This window comes from Ferroplasma acidiphilum (assembly GCF_002078355.1).
GTDB lineage: Archaea > Thermoplasmatota > Thermoplasmata > Thermoplasmatales > Thermoplasmataceae > Ferroplasma > Ferroplasma acidiphilum.
The window spans coordinates 824,319-840,711 of record NZ_CP015363.1 but is presented as its reverse complement, the minus strand read 5'-3'; the positions used below and the strand labels follow the sequence as shown (position 1 = coordinate 840,711).

Annotated in this window: 18 protein-coding genes and 2 pseudogenes; 11 read left to right on the top strand and 9 right to left on the bottom strand. The window is 33.0% G+C overall.

The annotated features are described in order from the left end of the window. Positions 1 to 257 precede the first annotated feature (257 nt). The 6 genes from fad_RS04280 (at position 258) to fad_RS04250 (ending at position 5,487) form a co-directional block, all read left to right on the top strand. Complete coding sequence (locus fad_RS04280; protein WP_081142091.1) at positions 258 to 1,460, top strand: glycosyltransferase family 4 protein; 1,203 nt, start codon at positions 258 to 260, stop codon at positions 1,458 to 1,460. Positions 1,461 to 1,626: 166 nt separating this feature from the next. Beyond that, positions 1,627 to 1,812: a hypothetical protein gene (locus tag fad_RS04275; RefSeq protein WP_081142090.1), complete on the top strand. Its 186-nt coding sequence runs from the start codon at positions 1,627 to 1,629 to the stop codon at positions 1,810 to 1,812. An 88-nt stretch (positions 1,813 to 1,900) separates the two neighbouring features. Beyond that, a complete protein-coding gene (locus fad_RS04270; RefSeq protein ID WP_081142088.1) occupies positions 1,901 to 3,262 on the top strand; it encodes a transposase in 1,362 nt (453 codons plus the stop codon). Between the two features lie 323 nt (positions 3,263 to 3,585). Beyond that, the gene (locus fad_RS09480) at positions 3,586 to 4,341 is read left to right on the top strand and encodes a transposase (protein WP_236940617.1); all 756 of its coding nucleotides are present in this window, start codon (positions 3,586 to 3,588) and stop codon (positions 4,339 to 4,341) included. Further along, positions 4,263 to 5,171, top strand: a complete 909-nt coding sequence (locus fad_RS04255; protein WP_196795623.1) for a transposase — start codon at positions 4,263 to 4,265, stop codon at positions 5,169 to 5,171. Before fad_RS09480 ends, fad_RS04255 begins: the two co-directional genes overlap by 79 nt. 64 nt (positions 5,172 to 5,235) lie before the next feature. Next, a complete protein-coding gene (locus fad_RS04250; protein WP_236940616.1) occupies positions 5,236 to 5,487 on the top strand; it encodes a hypothetical protein in 252 nt (83 codons plus the stop codon). A 405-nt stretch (positions 5,488 to 5,892) separates the two neighbouring features. Here the strand turns inward: fad_RS04250 and fad_RS04245 are convergent, their stop codons facing one another. Beyond that, entirely contained in the window at positions 5,893 to 6,837 is a 945-nt protein-coding gene (locus tag fad_RS04245; protein WP_081143152.1) for a glycosyltransferase family 2 protein, read from the bottom strand. A gap of 142 nt (positions 6,838 to 6,979) precedes the next feature. Between fad_RS04245 and fad_RS04240 the strand changes: the two genes are divergently transcribed. From fad_RS04240 to fad_RS09470, 3 genes are read left to right on the top strand one after another with little or no spacing between them, the layout of a single operon-like run. Then, positions 6,980 to 7,249 (top strand): transposase, encoded by a 270-nt coding sequence (locus fad_RS04240; protein WP_081143151.1) that lies wholly within the window; start codon positions 6,980 to 6,982, stop codon positions 7,247 to 7,249. Beyond that, positions 7,249 to 7,815 (top strand): IS3 family transposase, encoded by a 567-nt coding sequence (locus fad_RS09475; protein WP_236940615.1) that lies wholly within the window; start codon positions 7,249 to 7,251, stop codon positions 7,813 to 7,815. Before fad_RS04240 ends, fad_RS09475 begins: the two co-directional genes overlap by 1 nt. Further along, a complete protein-coding gene (locus fad_RS09470; RefSeq protein ID WP_236940614.1) occupies positions 7,796 to 8,185 on the top strand; it encodes an integrase core domain-containing protein in 390 nt (129 codons plus the stop codon). Before fad_RS09475 ends, fad_RS09470 begins: the two co-directional genes overlap by 20 nt. 26 nt (positions 8,186 to 8,211) lie before the next feature. Here fad_RS09470 and fad_RS04230 read toward each other — a convergent pair. The 7 genes and pseudogenes from fad_RS04230 to fad_RS09250 all read right to left on the bottom strand — a co-directional run. Continuing rightward, positions 8,212 to 8,584: pseudogene (locus fad_RS04230) on the bottom strand (transposase); the annotation flags it as partial. A gap of 60 nt (positions 8,585 to 8,644) precedes the next feature. After that, a complete protein-coding gene (locus fad_RS04225) occupies positions 8,645 to 9,553 on the bottom strand; it encodes a glycosyltransferase family 4 protein (RefSeq protein WP_081142080.1) in 909 nt (302 codons plus the stop codon). Between the two features lie 36 nt (positions 9,554 to 9,589). Further along, positions 9,590 to 10,951, bottom strand: a complete 1,362-nt coding sequence (locus fad_RS04220) for a transposase (RefSeq protein WP_196795622.1) — start codon at positions 10,949 to 10,951, stop codon at positions 9,590 to 9,592. A 34-nt stretch (positions 10,952 to 10,985) separates the two neighbouring features. Further along, entirely contained in the window at positions 10,986 to 11,303 is a 318-nt protein-coding gene (locus fad_RS04215) for a hypothetical protein (RefSeq protein WP_081142076.1), read from the bottom strand. A gap of 145 nt (positions 11,304 to 11,448) precedes the next feature. After that, positions 11,449 to 11,637 (bottom strand): annotated as a pseudogene (locus tag fad_RS09535) (IS256-like element ISFac8 family transposase); the annotation flags it as partial. Positions 11,638 to 11,697: 60 nt separating this feature from the next. Further along, entirely contained in the window at positions 11,698 to 12,609 is a 912-nt protein-coding gene (locus tag fad_RS04210) for an IS3 family transposase (RefSeq protein ID WP_196795621.1), read from the bottom strand. A 5-nt stretch (positions 12,610 to 12,614) separates the two neighbouring features. Beyond that, positions 12,615 to 12,764 carry a hypothetical protein gene (locus fad_RS09250; RefSeq protein ID WP_155951111.1) on the bottom strand — a complete coding sequence of 50 codons (150 nt, stop codon included), beginning with the start codon at positions 12,762 to 12,764 and terminating at the stop codon, positions 12,615 to 12,617. Between the two features lie 122 nt (positions 12,765 to 12,886). Here fad_RS09250 and fad_RS04205 point away from each other — a divergent pair, with 122 nt between their 5' ends. Both fad_RS04205 and fad_RS04200 read left to right on the top strand, forming a co-directional pair. Next, complete coding sequence (locus fad_RS04205; protein ID WP_081142072.1) at positions 12,887 to 14,248, top strand: transposase; 1,362 nt, start codon at positions 12,887 to 12,889, stop codon at positions 14,246 to 14,248. Further along, positions 14,235 to 15,158, top strand: coding sequence for an IS5 family transposase (locus fad_RS04200; RefSeq protein WP_081142070.1), 924 nt, complete (start codon positions 14,235 to 14,237; stop codon positions 15,156 to 15,158). The genes fad_RS04205 and fad_RS04200 overlap by 14 nt, the downstream gene beginning before the upstream one ends. On the opposite strand, the gene fad_RS04195 is transcribed toward fad_RS04200, so the two are convergent. Next, a complete protein-coding gene (locus fad_RS04195; RefSeq protein ID WP_081142068.1) occupies positions 15,155 to 16,333 on the bottom strand; it encodes an ABC transporter substrate-binding protein in 1,179 nt (392 codons plus the stop codon). The two genes, fad_RS04200 and fad_RS04195, sit on opposite strands and share 4 nt — an antisense overlap. Positions 16,334 to 16,393 lie beyond the last annotated feature (60 nt).

Sequence of the window (16,393 nt, the reverse complement as noted above, 5' to 3'; positions counted from 1 at the left end):
GCATATAATATTATAATATAAAGCTTCTCAGTAAAACATAGTTTTCCATTACCTGAATGACTTAATCTGTATAATTTGATTATGGTGTTATATTATGGATTCTAGCAATCTCAGATAAAAGTATTTTATACCGTTATTATTTTCTTGATTATCAAATAAATTTTTGAATTACTGTTCATTTAAATTGTCTAGATTATAAACATCATCTCAAACATTATTTTGAGAAATATTATTAATACGAAATTGATACAAGTATCGTGAATATTGGTGTAACCGGTCCTGACATTTTTTCAAGTTACGGAGGGGCACAAACTCATACAATAAATATTATAAAAATATTAAATAATTATTTTAATATTGTATACTTGCCTAGTCCCGAGATATATAATAAATCAAAAAAAGAAGTTTTGATTCGAAAGGCTCATGAATTGGAGAATCAAGGGATTAAAATTACAAAGTATTTTCATGAAGTGAATGGTAATAGATACAATTATGATGAAATTATTGATGCTTATTCCAAAGAAAAGCTTGATATTTTAATTGATTTTGATTACATGTATAATGCTATATTTTCAAAAAACTATACCAAGATATTAAGTGAAAGGAGTGGGGTAAAATACATAAACGTTTTGCAGGGACTTGGCGATTTGAGTTTTGGTAATATTGGCAAGTATGTGTATGACACGATTAAATTGAGTAAGAATTACCGTATATTATTGTTTAGGATTTATCAGTATTTTAATAGACAAGCATTAAAAAGAAATATAGCCAAACAAAAAAATCTAGTTGCTGTTGTTATTATTAATAGAAATTATCAGGAAAATTTTACAATACAATTTGATAATGTTAATGTTTTAAAAATTGGAAATGGTATATGGAATTCAAATATACATTTGATTAAGTATACACAAAATGTTAAAAAAAATTATATAATATACTTTGCAAGGTTGAATTACACTAAAGGAATATTCGAAATACCTATAGTATTAAAAAATATTCTAAAATGTTGTAATACAAAATTGGTAATTGTAGGTAACTTTACAAGAGAAACCGAAAAATATCAATTCATACAAATAGTAAAAAAGTATAAACTTGAAGATAATATTATATTAAAAGGATATTTAACTAATGAACAATTGTACGATGAAATATCAAAATCGAAACTTATGATTTATCCTAGCCATAGTGATTCGTTTTCATTGGCTATTTCACAAGCGCTTGCATTACATACGCCGGTTATAGCATATAATATAGCTGGTGTAAAAATTTATGAAAATTTAAAAGCCGTTAGACTTGTTAATGAATTTGATTATAAGGCTATGGCAAACGAAGCTGTAAGAATATTAAAAATGAAGGATATAAATAGATTGTTTGATAATAATCTGAATGATTTTATTAATGAACATAATTGGAATAATGTAGCGATGGAGTATAAGAGTATAATAGAGAAATATATTTGAATGGTCTTAAGGTTATACGTAAAATTTTGTGCAAAAGAAGATCCTTCAGACTCTCCGCATGTCTTGCCATACAATTTAATTTCTTTGTAAATCTACGTAGTTTTATGTGTTAAAAGGCAAATTAAATGGATGACAAAATTAAAATTGGAGGGGACAATTTTGAATTATGATAATACAAACAGTCCCTCCGGATTTAAATGGCAATATGGTTAAAAAGTTTTTCTCATGCCAGATCTGTGATATCTTTTCAAATAATATACATACAAAGTCAAAATACAGTTCGGGGGATATTGTAAATACTTTATGGAATCCTACAGCACTTAAGATGTATATTGGAACATATGTAGCCTAAACTCTGAGCTTATTTAGGGAACATTTGAATGATTATACAGTATTTAGCGAAATATTTATGTGCTTATATGTGCCCCTATATACAGAACATGACAAGGGAGATAAAAAAGGTTGGAAAATATAATTACGTTTATGAGAGCAGCATGGTATGGGATTCAGAACACAGTAAAAGGCACAAGGTTTCCAAATATGTTGGAAAGGTAATTAATGGTGACATAGAGAATCCTAAAAAAGTAAGGGAGGTTGTATCAATCCATGGAATATATGAGATTGGCCACCTTGAGCTCATATTCTCCCTTATGAAGGATGTATTGTCATTATTAAGGGAAGAATATCCTGATGATTATATGAAAATTGTTGCTTTCTCCCTTAACAGGCTAATATTCCCTTTGCCGTTGAAGTACATAAAATCATGGATAGAGAAAACATGGCTTTCCAGGACAATACATGAACTATCACCAGAATCATTGTCATCTATGTTAAAGCGTATAGGCCAGAACCAGGATAAGCAGAAGAGTATCTATATGAAACTGATGAAAAGGAATGAAATCATAGCCTATGATACATCAGCCTTATTCTCCTATTCACCTGGAATAAGGATGGCTGGGTTCGGGCATAACAACAACGATCTTAATCTCCCGATGATAAGGACCATTATGGGATTTTCAAGGTTAAGGAATGAGCCATGCTATATCCGCCTGGTGCTGGGAAGTGTTGCAGACATTGATACATTAAGAAAGACAGAGGAAGAACTCTCCCCTGGAACATTATTCGTCATGGACCGTGGATTCATAGATGACAATAATTTCGGAAAAATGGATCTTAATGGATTATACTTTATAACGCCATTGAAGAGGGATTCAAAGCTTCCTGATTATTCCATAAATAGCAATAATTTCTTCATGTTCCGTAAGAGAGCCATAAAATATACATCCATGACGGTTAAAAACTATGACATACACGTATTCGAGGATATATTGCTGAGGGCCATGGAGGAGAATGAGTACTATTCCCTTATTGACTCAGGAAAGAAACCATTATATTCGCCTGAAAAGGCAGGAAAGATTGCACTTATCACCAATGTAAGGGAAAAGCCGCAATCAATATTTGAATTATATAAATTCAGGAATGACATAGAGGAATCGTTCGATGTATTCAAGAATCTTTTACAGGTGGATACACCATACATAAGGGATGATGATACTTTAAAAGGATATGTATTTGTTTCTTTCATATCGCTCATTGCATATTACAGGCTCTTGAAGCTATTAAAGGAAAAGAAAATCAATAATAAAATTAGTGTAAAGGATGCACTGCTGCAGCTGTCAAAGATATACCTTACTGATGTTGGAGATAGAATAATAATGGCAGAAATACCTAAGAAAGTCAGGGAACTTGCTGAAATCCTGGAACTTAAACCAGAACTGTTTCCTAAAAATGTGCTGAGTTAAGGATGTAAGGAATTACAATACATACGCCATCAATGGATACTGGTGTGTCCCCTCTAAATTTGGACACTTTTGATGATATGGTTAGATTAATAAAATCCTTTATTTTTCTATATCTCGACGGACAAACCTTATTATCATACTTTTGCAGTATGCCCTCATGATTTTTACTGGATTGCCAGATATGTTAAGTTTCCTGGATAGTTAACCTGCATGTTCTTATATATAGTCATAATCACGAATATAGCGCTCTCTTGACATATAGTAATATTTTTATATATTCTCAAACATAACTGTCCTAAATTAAGTGGAACAGATCAGATATAATGTTTAAAAGGTTGTATGAGGCTGCTATTAACAATGGAATATCCATGTTAACAATGCTTATTGATAATACTGTTAAAATGGGGATAGGATTGGGTGCATTCAACAATCCAGTAAATGTTCCAATAGATGAGCATGATGAGCCATATACAGGGAAGGGCAATCCATATTTAATAGATGCACCATTCCATAAGTTCAGGGGCACAGACATGGCATACAGGTTTGCTACATTAGATTGTGCTGGCAATAATAGATTTACATTAGCAGCTATGGTTAAACACCAGCTGGATGGGATTGGCAATGCTAAGGAAGTTAGAATGCTTATAGGGCATGCATTGCCATCAGGTATAAAGATAAATACAGTATTGATGGACAGGGGATATTTAGATTCCGATGTAATGAATGCAGTGGATTCAATGAAGTTGAAATATATTATACCTGCAAAGGACAATGAAAAGGTTAAAAAGTTCAAGAAAATGGATTTGAAATACTGTAAAGATAAATATGGAAATGAATTCTCATTTATAGTTATAAGGGATAGTATAGGTTCTATAAAGAAAGCTAATGCCAATTTTGTACATATTATAGAACTAGAGTTTTGCATTAATTTTATTCTAACACTAACAAATAATTATTTCAACCATAATGGTTATGAATGTGTCAAACATTTGTCAGTCATATGGAAATACCTGTATATTCCAATCCTGACATTCTCAGTGAACTGGCTGACCCCTTCCGATCATGTTTCGGTGAGATAAGACAGTTCAGGCACTTTGGGGATCTTATCTCATCCTTCCAGGCATCTCAAAGGAGAAGTGTGGCACACCTTAACTCCACCATCATAGGCCATGTGAACCAGTCAAGCATGAACAGATTCCTCTCTTCAAATATTGACACTGGTCTGATATTCATGAAAACTGTTGAAACCATCAATTCTGTTGAAGATGATGGAATACTTGCAATAGACGACACCATTGCCGAGAAATCGGGAAAGAACATTGAGGCTGCAGGATGGATATTTGACCATTCCATTGGAAAGACTGCCTGGGGCATACAGTTCGCAACATCTGTCCTGTCAGGCAGATATGGCATATATCCCATATCTGCTGAAATATACAGGAGAAAGGAGAGACTCCATAATGAAAGGAGAGATAAATACCGTTCAAAGATTGGGATGCAGAAAGGAGTCATTGGGAAATGTCTCATGGCAAAGCTTCATTTCTCAACAGTAACCGGTGACGCATGGTACTTCACAAAAGGCCTCATGCCGTTCCTCAATGAAAAGAGACTGAACTGGGTATTCCAGAGCAAGGGAAACAGGAACATTAGGATCAGGGGGAGATGGACCGCCCTTGATTCCCTGCCCCTGCCATACAGGGAATCTCAGGCCATAAGATTATCAGGCAATACCTATTCTGTCTGGGGGGTTCAGGGAAAGATAAAAGGCATGGGAGAAGTGAAAGTAGTCATATCAGAAGGCGTCAATGGTAAGCTACTACGCAACAAACAGAACAGAATGGAACATGAAGCGAATCATGGAGGCATATCTCAGGCGCTGGGATATCGAGGTTATGCACAGGGATGTTAAGCAGGGCGGGCTAGGCCACATCTTCCTGAGGAAGCTGTGCAAGACAGAGTTGTACCTCCGTCTCATGGTAACAGGAAGGGTGATCCTCGAAATTGCAAGCATAATGCCCCTGCAGAAATATCCCGGCATTCCTGACAGGATAGAGAAACGGAAGAGATGGACGGGCTTTGAATTCCTTGAAACACTGTTTGATGGATACAATAAGTACGGTGATCAGTTCGTTGTGGCTGTGAAGCAGTCCATGCTGAAACCGTACAAATCAACGAGGAATGTCCTGGAATTCAGAGATAAATTAAATCAAGTTATTGCTATATAATTAACGCAAAACTCTAGATATATACTATTCGCTTAAAAAGCATGATTTCTCATTCTATACCAGTATAGATGTAAATGAAAACAATGTAATTGAACTTGCAGAGCTGTACAGGAAGAGATGGGGTATAGAGAATGGGTAACAGGAAAGGAAGATAGACATAAGGGAAAATATAATTGGGAATATTGCTTTATATAAACTTCAAACTACGAACTCTTACATTTATATATAAAGTGACAATTTATATTTACACATAATTACATACACAACCGTAAAAGAGTACCCGTGCTTTTGTGTTAGTATCTTGAACCGATCTGATAATAGGAAAAATGTTGTCTAAATTTATATAAGACCCAAACTTGGGGTGAAACTTTTTCCGCTTATGCAGATGAAAGAAATATGAAGATTTTAAATTATCTCATTAGTCCATTTATTATGGATATTCCACATTTTATAACTGACATATTTACGAGAATTTGAATATACTTTAATTAAAATACATGACAAAAATAATACAACTCGACGTGTTAAACTATCAAAACTATTTATAACATAATTTAACAATTTGCTGGGGAATTCATCTGAACCAAATATATATTTATCTATCTGACTATGTGTTATTCGCCAATTTAGATATTTAATGCCTTGTCTCGAATGTACTAAGTTCTTGAAAAGTATGTAGTTTTTTAAATTTAAATCTACTTGAGCAATGACAAAATTTTTATATTCTTCAAAATTCATGGATAGAATATTTGAGGCGCTGTCATGAACCATATAATAACTTAATTTTTCTTTTCCTTTAACTATTTTTTTATTGGATTCTAATGCATATAAATACATTATTATATCCAATACGGTTGATATATTAATTGTATCTACTTTACTGATTTTTATTATAGATTTTTTAATTGAGATAGATGACATATTAAAGTCTAATGGAGTTTTCATCCTCTTAATATTTATAATTTTTCCTTGCTTGTTTATAGGTATGCATAAATTATGATAATAAACAATATTTATGTCTTTTCTAAATTCTTTATAAACAACCTCCAATTTATTTTCAAAAAATAAATCATCATCTTCTAAAAATGATATTACGTCTCCGGTTGCAACATTTAATGCCTCAACCAGTTTTCCAGCTAGTGACGGATCTTTGCTAATTATGCCCTTAATATTATTTTCTAATATATAATTATCTATCATATCATCCTGAAAATTTTTGATAACTATTATTTCGTAATATTTTTTGCTTAATGTTTGATTTAATACGCTTTTTATAGCATTCAATAAAAATTCCTTCCTATTATATGCAGTAATGATAACGCTAATATATGGTAATTTATCATTTTCCATTAAATTAGTTATAAATTGTATATACATAAATTTTGTTATTAGAACTATGGCCATTGGTGCGTACCATTTATTATTTAGACAGTTATAAAGTGGAATATATAGAAATGGATAAATATAAATTAGAATATAATGGGGTGATATGATGGAGAAATTTACAGCAGATGAAAAGGCAGCAATAGTAATGGAATCATTTACAGCAAACAATATAGCAGAGCTATGCAGAAGGCGTGGAGTATCTGTATCAAACTTCTATAAATGGAGGGATAAGTTTATAGAATCAGGAAAACAGGGATTCTATGGTTCTGGAGTAAACAATGGGTATGAGAAGGAGATTGAAAAACTGAAGAGATTAGTAGGGGACCAGGCTTTGGTTATAGATGAATTAAAAAAAAATTACAGAGGGAGGAGATAATGGAAACAGTGAATAACCTCAGGGATAAACTGCCTGTATCAAGGTTCTCTAAAATAACAGGAATACAGAGATCATACATCTACTATAACAGGAAAAGTACAGCAAGGCATAGGAAATCAAGGATACCTGAAAATATAATAAATAAGGTACTGGAAATATCAGGAAAAAGGGTAACATACGGGCACAGGAGAATATGGGCTGTATTAAGGAATGAGGGGGTTAAAATAAACATAAAAACAGTACGGAGAATAATAAAATCAAGGAATTTACAGCTCCCATATGCTAAGCATAAGAACAGGACAAATAAGAGAAACCTGACAAAGCCCTCAGACATAAACCAGCTATGGGAAACCGATATCCATTATGTCAGGACATATAATGGAATATATTACTTAATGGCTGTAAAGAATTGTTTCTCTAAAAGGTGGCTATCATATAATTTCTCAAGGGCATGCACAGCTAAAGACTGTGTAAAGCCTATAGAAGATGCATATGCCATAAGGTACACTAATTCAAACTTAAACAATCTGGTACTTAGGACAGACAATGATCCAGTATATAGCTAAAAGCTTTAAAGATACTGCAAGGCTATTGAATATACCACATGAGTATATAGAGAAACAGACACCTGAGGACAATGGGGATATAGAATCATTCCACAATTCATTGAAAACTGATTATATATGGCTGAATGACCTTGAAAGCTATGAAGATGCTAAGGAATTAATAGAATACGCATTCAATGATTACAATAATTACAGGCCACATTCTTCTATAGGCTATTTAACACCTGTAGAATTTGAAAAGCAATGGAACAGCAGTGAGGAATTCAGGAATAAGTTTCTGGAAGAGAGAAAGAAAAAGAAAGAAAGGGGATTGAAAAACAGGAAAATTAATATAAGCAGGAGGAATGAAAGTGTCTCAATATTACACTAAAAAACTGTCCAAATTTTGGGGGAACAGATCACTAAGGATTGTACTACCCTATTCACACTCCTTGTGGAAACTCCAGTTAAATATGATTCCAGTATTACAGATTCCACAGCATTCTCTACCCTGGAATAATTGTCAAATACAGCTGTATGGAATGGTTTATTCCTGAACTGTGGCTTATTTAATAGGACCTTTCCATCTGTTGTTAACAGTGACCTCAGTTTATATTCATTCCTGTAATCCTTTCTATTGCTATTCCTCTCATACTTGGATGCATTGATGCCCTTCTGCTTCCTCATTCATAACATCGTTAAGTATCCACTTCTTTAAATCCCGCATATTCTCCCTGTTCAATCCATAAGTTTTTATCAATTCTTTTATTACTTTCAAGTGGTCTTGCATTTTTATCACTTTATTCCAAATTGTGCAAGGCCATTTATAATTTACAGACAATTACCTACACTATCGAATTTCTTTAATTAACCTAATAAAATTTTTATTCATGTTATCATAGCTAAATTCTTTAGCTGTTTTCAATCCGTTTTGAATTATTTGCTCCCTTAAAGCTTTGTTATTGATTAATAATATAACCTTTTGATACAAACAATTAGAATCTCTTATAGGACACATAATGCCATTTAAACCATCTTTAATATATTCATTTACTCCTCCGTTATCAGTTACAACTACAGCACAACCACATGCCATTGCTTCCAAAGGTGGTAATGACATTCCCTCGACTATAGAAGGCAAGACAAAAATCATACTTTTGTTATACAGGCCAAGCAAAACTTTTCTAGGTGGCCAGTAATGATAAATTATTGAGTTCCTTATATCTACTGGTATTTCATCCAATTTATAATCTCCAAATGCCATAATTTTTGTATTTTTATTATTCTGCAATAATTTTCTGATGCATTCAATAGCATATTTTGAACCTTTTGATTCATTTTTTCTTAATGGAAACATAATGCATTCTCTATCATTAGTTTTTGTTAACTTTTTAAAGAATTGAGTAGCAATACCGACATGGAAAAATAGTGGTTTTTCTGCCTTAAATCTGTTATACACTTTTTGGTTTATGGCAATTTTTTTAAATGGAAAAGTATATGTAAGTTTTGCATTGTCGGAATTCTTTCCGCTAACAGAGACATCATCTGGGCTACCCTGGACAAGGTATAACGTTTCGATTTTATGCTTTTTAACATATTCCCTAACGAAATATGCAGTTTCCCATGAAGTGGCTATAACGATATTTGTTTTAATTTTAACATCCTCAATAGTTTCATAATAATATAAATCAATATTATCTAAAATAGAATAATTATAATCAACTCCTAGGAGTTTATATAGACGTAATTTATAGAACAAATTAATTCTCTTACCATTAAATAATAACCTAACTTTTCACCTGTTTTTATACACCAGGTTTCTGATAACCTCCTGCTTCTTTGACAATTCTATATTCTCACTCCATTCAATATTGGATTCTGTATCCTTTAAATAAACATTATACCCGGTGCTTAATATGTTCAATGCATCTGTTCCTGATATTCCTGTACTCTTTATTTTATATTCCAGCATTGACAGTATTGCATATGATAAATAGCATATTTTTATATGTGCATATACATGTGACATTAGCCATACCCTTACAGGCCTTAATGATATTACACCCTTCATCTTCCTGAATGCCCTTTCTACTGTATCCTTATTGTAATACTTCCTTACAACCTCATCATCAGGAATACTGGTGTTATGGTATATCAGGGAATAGCCTAACAAAGATGCAATATCTTCATCTTCAGAATGTTCATAATAGTACTCACGCCTTAATGATTCAAGAAATGGATTGTATACTATTATTATTTTCCCATCCATAAATTCCATTGAACTGCAATATACATGCGTATTCTTCAATTCTACCCTGTTCTCTTTCCTGTATATTCTATTTTTATCTATTTTTAAAAGCATATTCCTGAAATATTTATCCTTTACAACACCACATATTGCTTTTATATTCAATTTATTGATACTTTCAATATTTTTAGCAGAATATGCACCCCGATCCATTATTGTTGAACTGTATCCATTCTCCTTCAACAATGAAACCATTTCTAAAAATATCCTTTTCCCTGATATATTGCCTTTGTATATCCTATGGAACAATGGGAATCCATTGCCCGATGTTACAGCCAGAGCTATCTGCATTAGCTTCTTTACTTTCTCTTCCTTTCCCCTTCTCGGTACTCCATCAATGCTATTGCCCTCAAAGTATGTATCTGTTATATCTATTATCACTGCATTGTTTCCATCTATATCTGATATACTCGAGAATATGCTGGATAGTTTATTCTCTATTTTAGAAAAATCCATATTGTTCAATCCATCCAGTGCATCATATAGCTTTGATGTTGATATATTCTTAATCTTTAATATATCAAGCATGTCTGTATAGCTTAGCCACTCCTCCATTTTATTTATTGATGGCCTTTCAATGAGCTGTGAATACACCATTATAAGTATTTCCTTGCTAATATCTGTTATTCCCAGTTCAGATGCAATATGATTTATTATCTCTATATCCAAATGCTTCTTTGCTGCTGTTACTTTAATAGATGATGTTTTTACCCTTTTTACAGGCTTTCCATCTACCTCTTTTCCTAAGTATTTTATTACCTTCTGCCTTGTTTTCCCATTCTCCCATACAGATTCAACCTCTGCCAAATATGTACCGGATTTCTTTTTAATCTTCCTTACAAATACCATGATGTATAATATATACATCAGTATAATATAAGCTTTACGGAATAATAGAATGATAATAACTGTTTATAACATGGTGTATAAAATAAGGGTAAATGTTAGGTAATAAGTTAAATAAAGATAACATCAATCTAGTCAATCTATTCTTATTCTTTACATTTTCACTAACAATATAATTCTCTATATAAATTTTTGGCTTCTTTAAAAAAATGATAGAGGGTCTTATACTCTCTTTATTGAGTGCTTGAGCAAGCCTGTAAACAATATCATAGCCACCTGGTGGATAAGTAATACTAACTGTTGGCAAAACAAAAACCACATCATAAATATTGAGCTTCATTTTATTATCTTTCATATTTTATAACCCCAGATTGTGTCCCGAATTTTGTGTATTTATAAAGGGTATCTCTTATTGAACATTTCCTTTATTTCGTCTTTGCATTTATAGTATCCGTTTATCTCAGACTCTCCGCATGGATTGTGTCCCGAATTTTGTGTATTTATAAAGGATACCTCTTCTGAAACATTTCCCTTATTTCGTCCTTGCATTTATAGTATCCGTTTATCTTCCTGAATGTATGCTTTGAATTAAATTCTATTGATTTATAATAGAATACCTTCATTGCTGAATACTCATCTGGGAATGATGATATAGTTTTTATCCTCCTTCTTATTTCTTCATTTAATCTTGTATAATGATTTTAACTGGTTAGACCCCTTAAATATAAACAATATCCTCTTATTAGATTTTAATCTTTTTGTTTCATTTCCATACATTTTATATTCATCTCCTTTGGAGTTATATAACCTATTGCAGAATGCAATCTCTCATTGTTATAGAAATCTATATACCTTTTTATTGTAGATCTTGCTTCCTCAATATTATCGAATTCAAATCTCCTGATTACTTCCCTTTCAAGAATTGAATTGAATGATTCAATGTATCCATCCTCCTTTGGAGTTGCAGGATGGATCCTCTCATGGTATATGTTCATCATTGAAAGAAAATCCTCTACAATATTAGATATAAACTGTGTTCCATTGTCGCTTCTCATGCGTATACCGGAAATATTGTTAATGCCTCTTTTATCAAATGCTTCTATCATGGTATTTTTTACATCATTTCCTGTACAGTGGCAACCCAAATAATGGCCTACAACTTCTCTGGTATAGCAGTCAATCATAGCAAGCAGGTAGGTATTTCTTGATTCTCCATTTATATATACATACTTTATATCAAATTCCCATACCTGGTTTGTATTATTTACTTTAACTATTGTATTTATTACCCTTGTTGCTGGCTTTCTATTATTGTAAGGATAATTCAATAGATTATTCTCAGACATTAATCTTCTTACTTTCTTTTTATTTATTATATAACCATGCCTGTTAAGGTATTTTGCTGTTTTTTTATAGCCATAGCATACGAATTCACCTGATAATAGCTCCTTAATGTTATTTACAACAGTAGAATTATCCATTACTACCGTGCTATCTCCATCCTTTCTTAATGTGAATTCAGAGTTTTTCCTTCCTTTTTTAATGGATTTATTATTGTTTTTATCTGTTACTTTATTCCTGTAGAACCTGCATCTGGGTATATTAAGCATATTAGCTACTTTGCTTATTCTTAATCCTTTATTTATATATTCATAAGCCATTTCCATTATCTCCCCATCTTTTTTTTTAAAGATTCGCTTAACATTGCATTTTCTAATTCTTTCTCTGCAAGCAGTTTCTTTAATCTTTCATTCTCTGATTTTAACTTCCTTATATCATAATCAATCCTTGTTTTATGTGGTTTAATTCCATCCAATCCAAATGTATTATAAGCATCCTTCCATCCTAAACTCTGAGCTTATTTAGGGAACATTTGAATTATTATCCAGTATTTGGCGAAAGATTTATTTGCTTATATGTGTTCCCTATATACAGAACATGACAAGGGAGATAAAAAAGGTTGGAAAATATAATTACGTTTATGAGAGCAGCATGGTATGGGATTCAGAACACAGTAAAAGGCACAAGGTTTCCAAATATGTTGGAAAGGTAATTAATGGTGACATAGAGAATCCTAAAAAAGTAAGGGAGGTTGTATCAATCCATGGAATATATGAGATTGGCCACCTTGAGCTCATATTCTCCCTTATGAAGGATGTATTGTCATTATTAAGGGAAGAATATCCTGATGATTATACGAAAATTGTTGCTTTCTCCCTCAACAGGCTAATATTCCCTTTGCCGTTGAAGTCCATAAAATCATGGATAGAGAAAACATGGCTTTCCAGGACAATACATGAACTATCACCAAAATCATTGTCATCTATGTTAAAGCGCATAGGGCAGGATCAGGATAAGCAGAAGAGTATCTATATGAAACTGATGAAAAAGAATGAGGTCATAGCCTATGATACATCAGCCTTATTCTCCTATTCACCTGGAATAAGGATGGCAGAGTTCGGGCATAACAACAATGACATCAATCTTCCAATGATAAGGATCATTATGGGATTTTCAAGGTTGAGGAATGAGCCATGCTATATCCGCCTGGTACCTGGAAGTATTGCAGATATTGATACATTAAGAAAGACGGAGGAAGAGCTCTCACCGGGAACTCTATTTGTTATGGACCGTGGATTCATAGATGACAATAATTTTAGCAAAATGGATACGAATGGATTGTACTTTATAACACCATTGAAAAGGGATTCAAAGCTCCCTGACTATTCCATAAATGGAGATAATTTCTTCATGTTCAGAAAAAGGGCTATAAGATACTCTTCCACTACTATAAAAAACTATGATATTCATGTATTCGAGGATATATTGCTCAGAGCCATGGAGGAGAATGAGTACTATTCGCTTGTTGACTCCGGGAAGAAACCTGTATATTCACCTGAAAAGGCAGGAAAGATTGCACTTATCACCAATGTAAGGGAAAAGCCGCAATCAATATTTGAATTATACAAGTTCAGGAATGACATAGAGGAATCATTCGATGTATTCAAGAATCTTTTGCAGGTGGATACACCATACCTGAGGGATGATGATACATTAAAAGGGTATGTATTTGTTTCTTTCATATCCCTCATTGCATATTACAGGCTCTTGAAGTTGTTAAAGGCAAAGAAAATCAATAATAAAATTAGTGTAAAGGATGCTCTTCTGCAGCTGTCAAAGATATACCTTACTGATGTTGGAGATAGAATAATAATGGCAGAGATACCAAAGAAAGTCAGGGAACTTGCTGAAATCCTGGAACTTAAACCGGAGCTGTTCCCTAAAAATGTGCCGAGTTAAGGATAATAAAATAAATAGAAGTATAAAAAGGTACTGGATTGGCTCAAACAGGAGATGGGAAAAGTATAATGAATCACTTGTAGATAGAATAGAATACCTTACAGATTTATCATTTATAAAGGATTATGATACTCTATTAGAGGAAAAGAATAGTGGAAAAATAGGCCATCCATACAAAGTTCCTGATGCATTAATAATGTATTTAGCCAGATTGCGATCTATATTCAATATACCATTTAGAACTCTTGAAGGCATGTTAAGATCCTTAGCAATTATAGCTAATATAAAATCAATATCATACAGTGAAATATTCAGGAGGATAAGGAGAATCAAGCCTGAATTGAATAATATTAACAGTAAGCTGGATTGCATTATAGATTCTACTGGATATAAGATAACAATAAGGGGAGATTACTTAGGCCATAAATGGCATAGGAAAAGGAAGGGATGGATAAAACTGCATGTAATAATATCATTAAAAGATGTTACTGTATTATCATTCACAATTACAGATGAGCATACACATGATTCTAAGGCTGCCAGAAAACTATTGAGTAAGATGAAAAATAATATTCTAAGAATATTTGGAGATAGGGGATATGATTCAAAATATATCTACAATATGTTTGGATATAATGCAGTAATACCACCCAGGAAAAATGCTTCTACCAAATCCAGAGGTTCATATGCAAGGGCTAAGATTGTGAGATTTATAAAAAAGAACTCCATGGAACAGTGGAAAGAGAATAATAGCTATAGCAAAAGGTGGATTGTAGAAATATATTTTTCAGGATTAAAAAGAGTAATGACAGAGGTAATAAAAGCTAAGAAAATAGAGTATATTATACAGGAACTGGCTCTTAAGGTAGTCAATTACAATATTATGAGAGGGATGACACATGCCTATTAATTATACAACACACTACTGAAATAAGTATTGTTTGTATATGATCTCTTAACGTTCATTGAGATATAGAACGTTCCAATAACAGGAAATGTTTTTACGAGTGAACCGGTGGCTTCTGATTTGTCATAAAACCCATTTATTATGCTTTTAAAGGACCCCGGTGATACTGTTGATATTGCAGATTGATTTTTATCGAATGTTTCTACACGGCTTGTATGATCCAGGCCATACTTGATAACAATAGTTTTTATGTGTGCCGGTTGTGCAATTGAAGGCACACTGCCGTTGGCAATCATTGCATTTGTTACCCAGTAGTTCGGATTTGCCTTAAGGACTATTGTAGAGAAGCCTTTTCCAACACTTGATAACACATATGGCCCTGACCCTATAACCCCGTTTAAATTTATGTATGAATTCTGTGTGTTGTTTGTAACTCCTCCGTGCGCATCTACATATGAAGGTTCTACTATGTCACCCCACCATCCTGCTACGTCCTGAAGCAGATATGAATAGGGATTCAGTGTATTAATAGATACATTATAATTCGAATTAACAACAATTGCCTGGTCAGCGAAAGACATTACTTTCATCTCCGTAGAATTGTAATTAAAGTTCGACAAAATACTGTCAAGGTCTGTGGCTGCCGTTTTATAATTCTGTGACATATTATTTGTGTTCATTCCTCCGTAGCCAGCAGATTTAAGTGCACCAATGATCCCCCAGGGAAGTACTATCTGTGTATTTGCGTATGCTGTTCCATTGTATAATATACCTGAATAATCCGAAACGTATGGGCCTCCGCCCATAACAAGGCCACGGTAGAACGAGAACCACACAGACGTCGCGTTTATTGATTGATTATTGCTAAATTTGGCATCAGTCCTTAAACTAAATGTATAATTCTGGTCATTGTGGATCGTATAGGAACTGGCAAGAACAGGAACGACCTGGGTAGTACTGCTGCCATTGAATTCTGTTAATCCCTGAAATAATGCTGTGAACAATGGGCCATCCGTTGTGAAGAATGCGGTTGCCGGATCTAAAGAACCTGTAGCTGCTGTTTGTGAGACATCAGTAAACGGTGCCTTAGGGGCATGGTATAAAACTGCAAAGGCTGCACCTACCATAATTACAGCTATTACCACTGCAATTATTATTTTAATATTTTTTTTGACCATAAAAATATAACTTCTTATACTATAAATATATTTCTAAACATTTAACGAATAAATTGATTC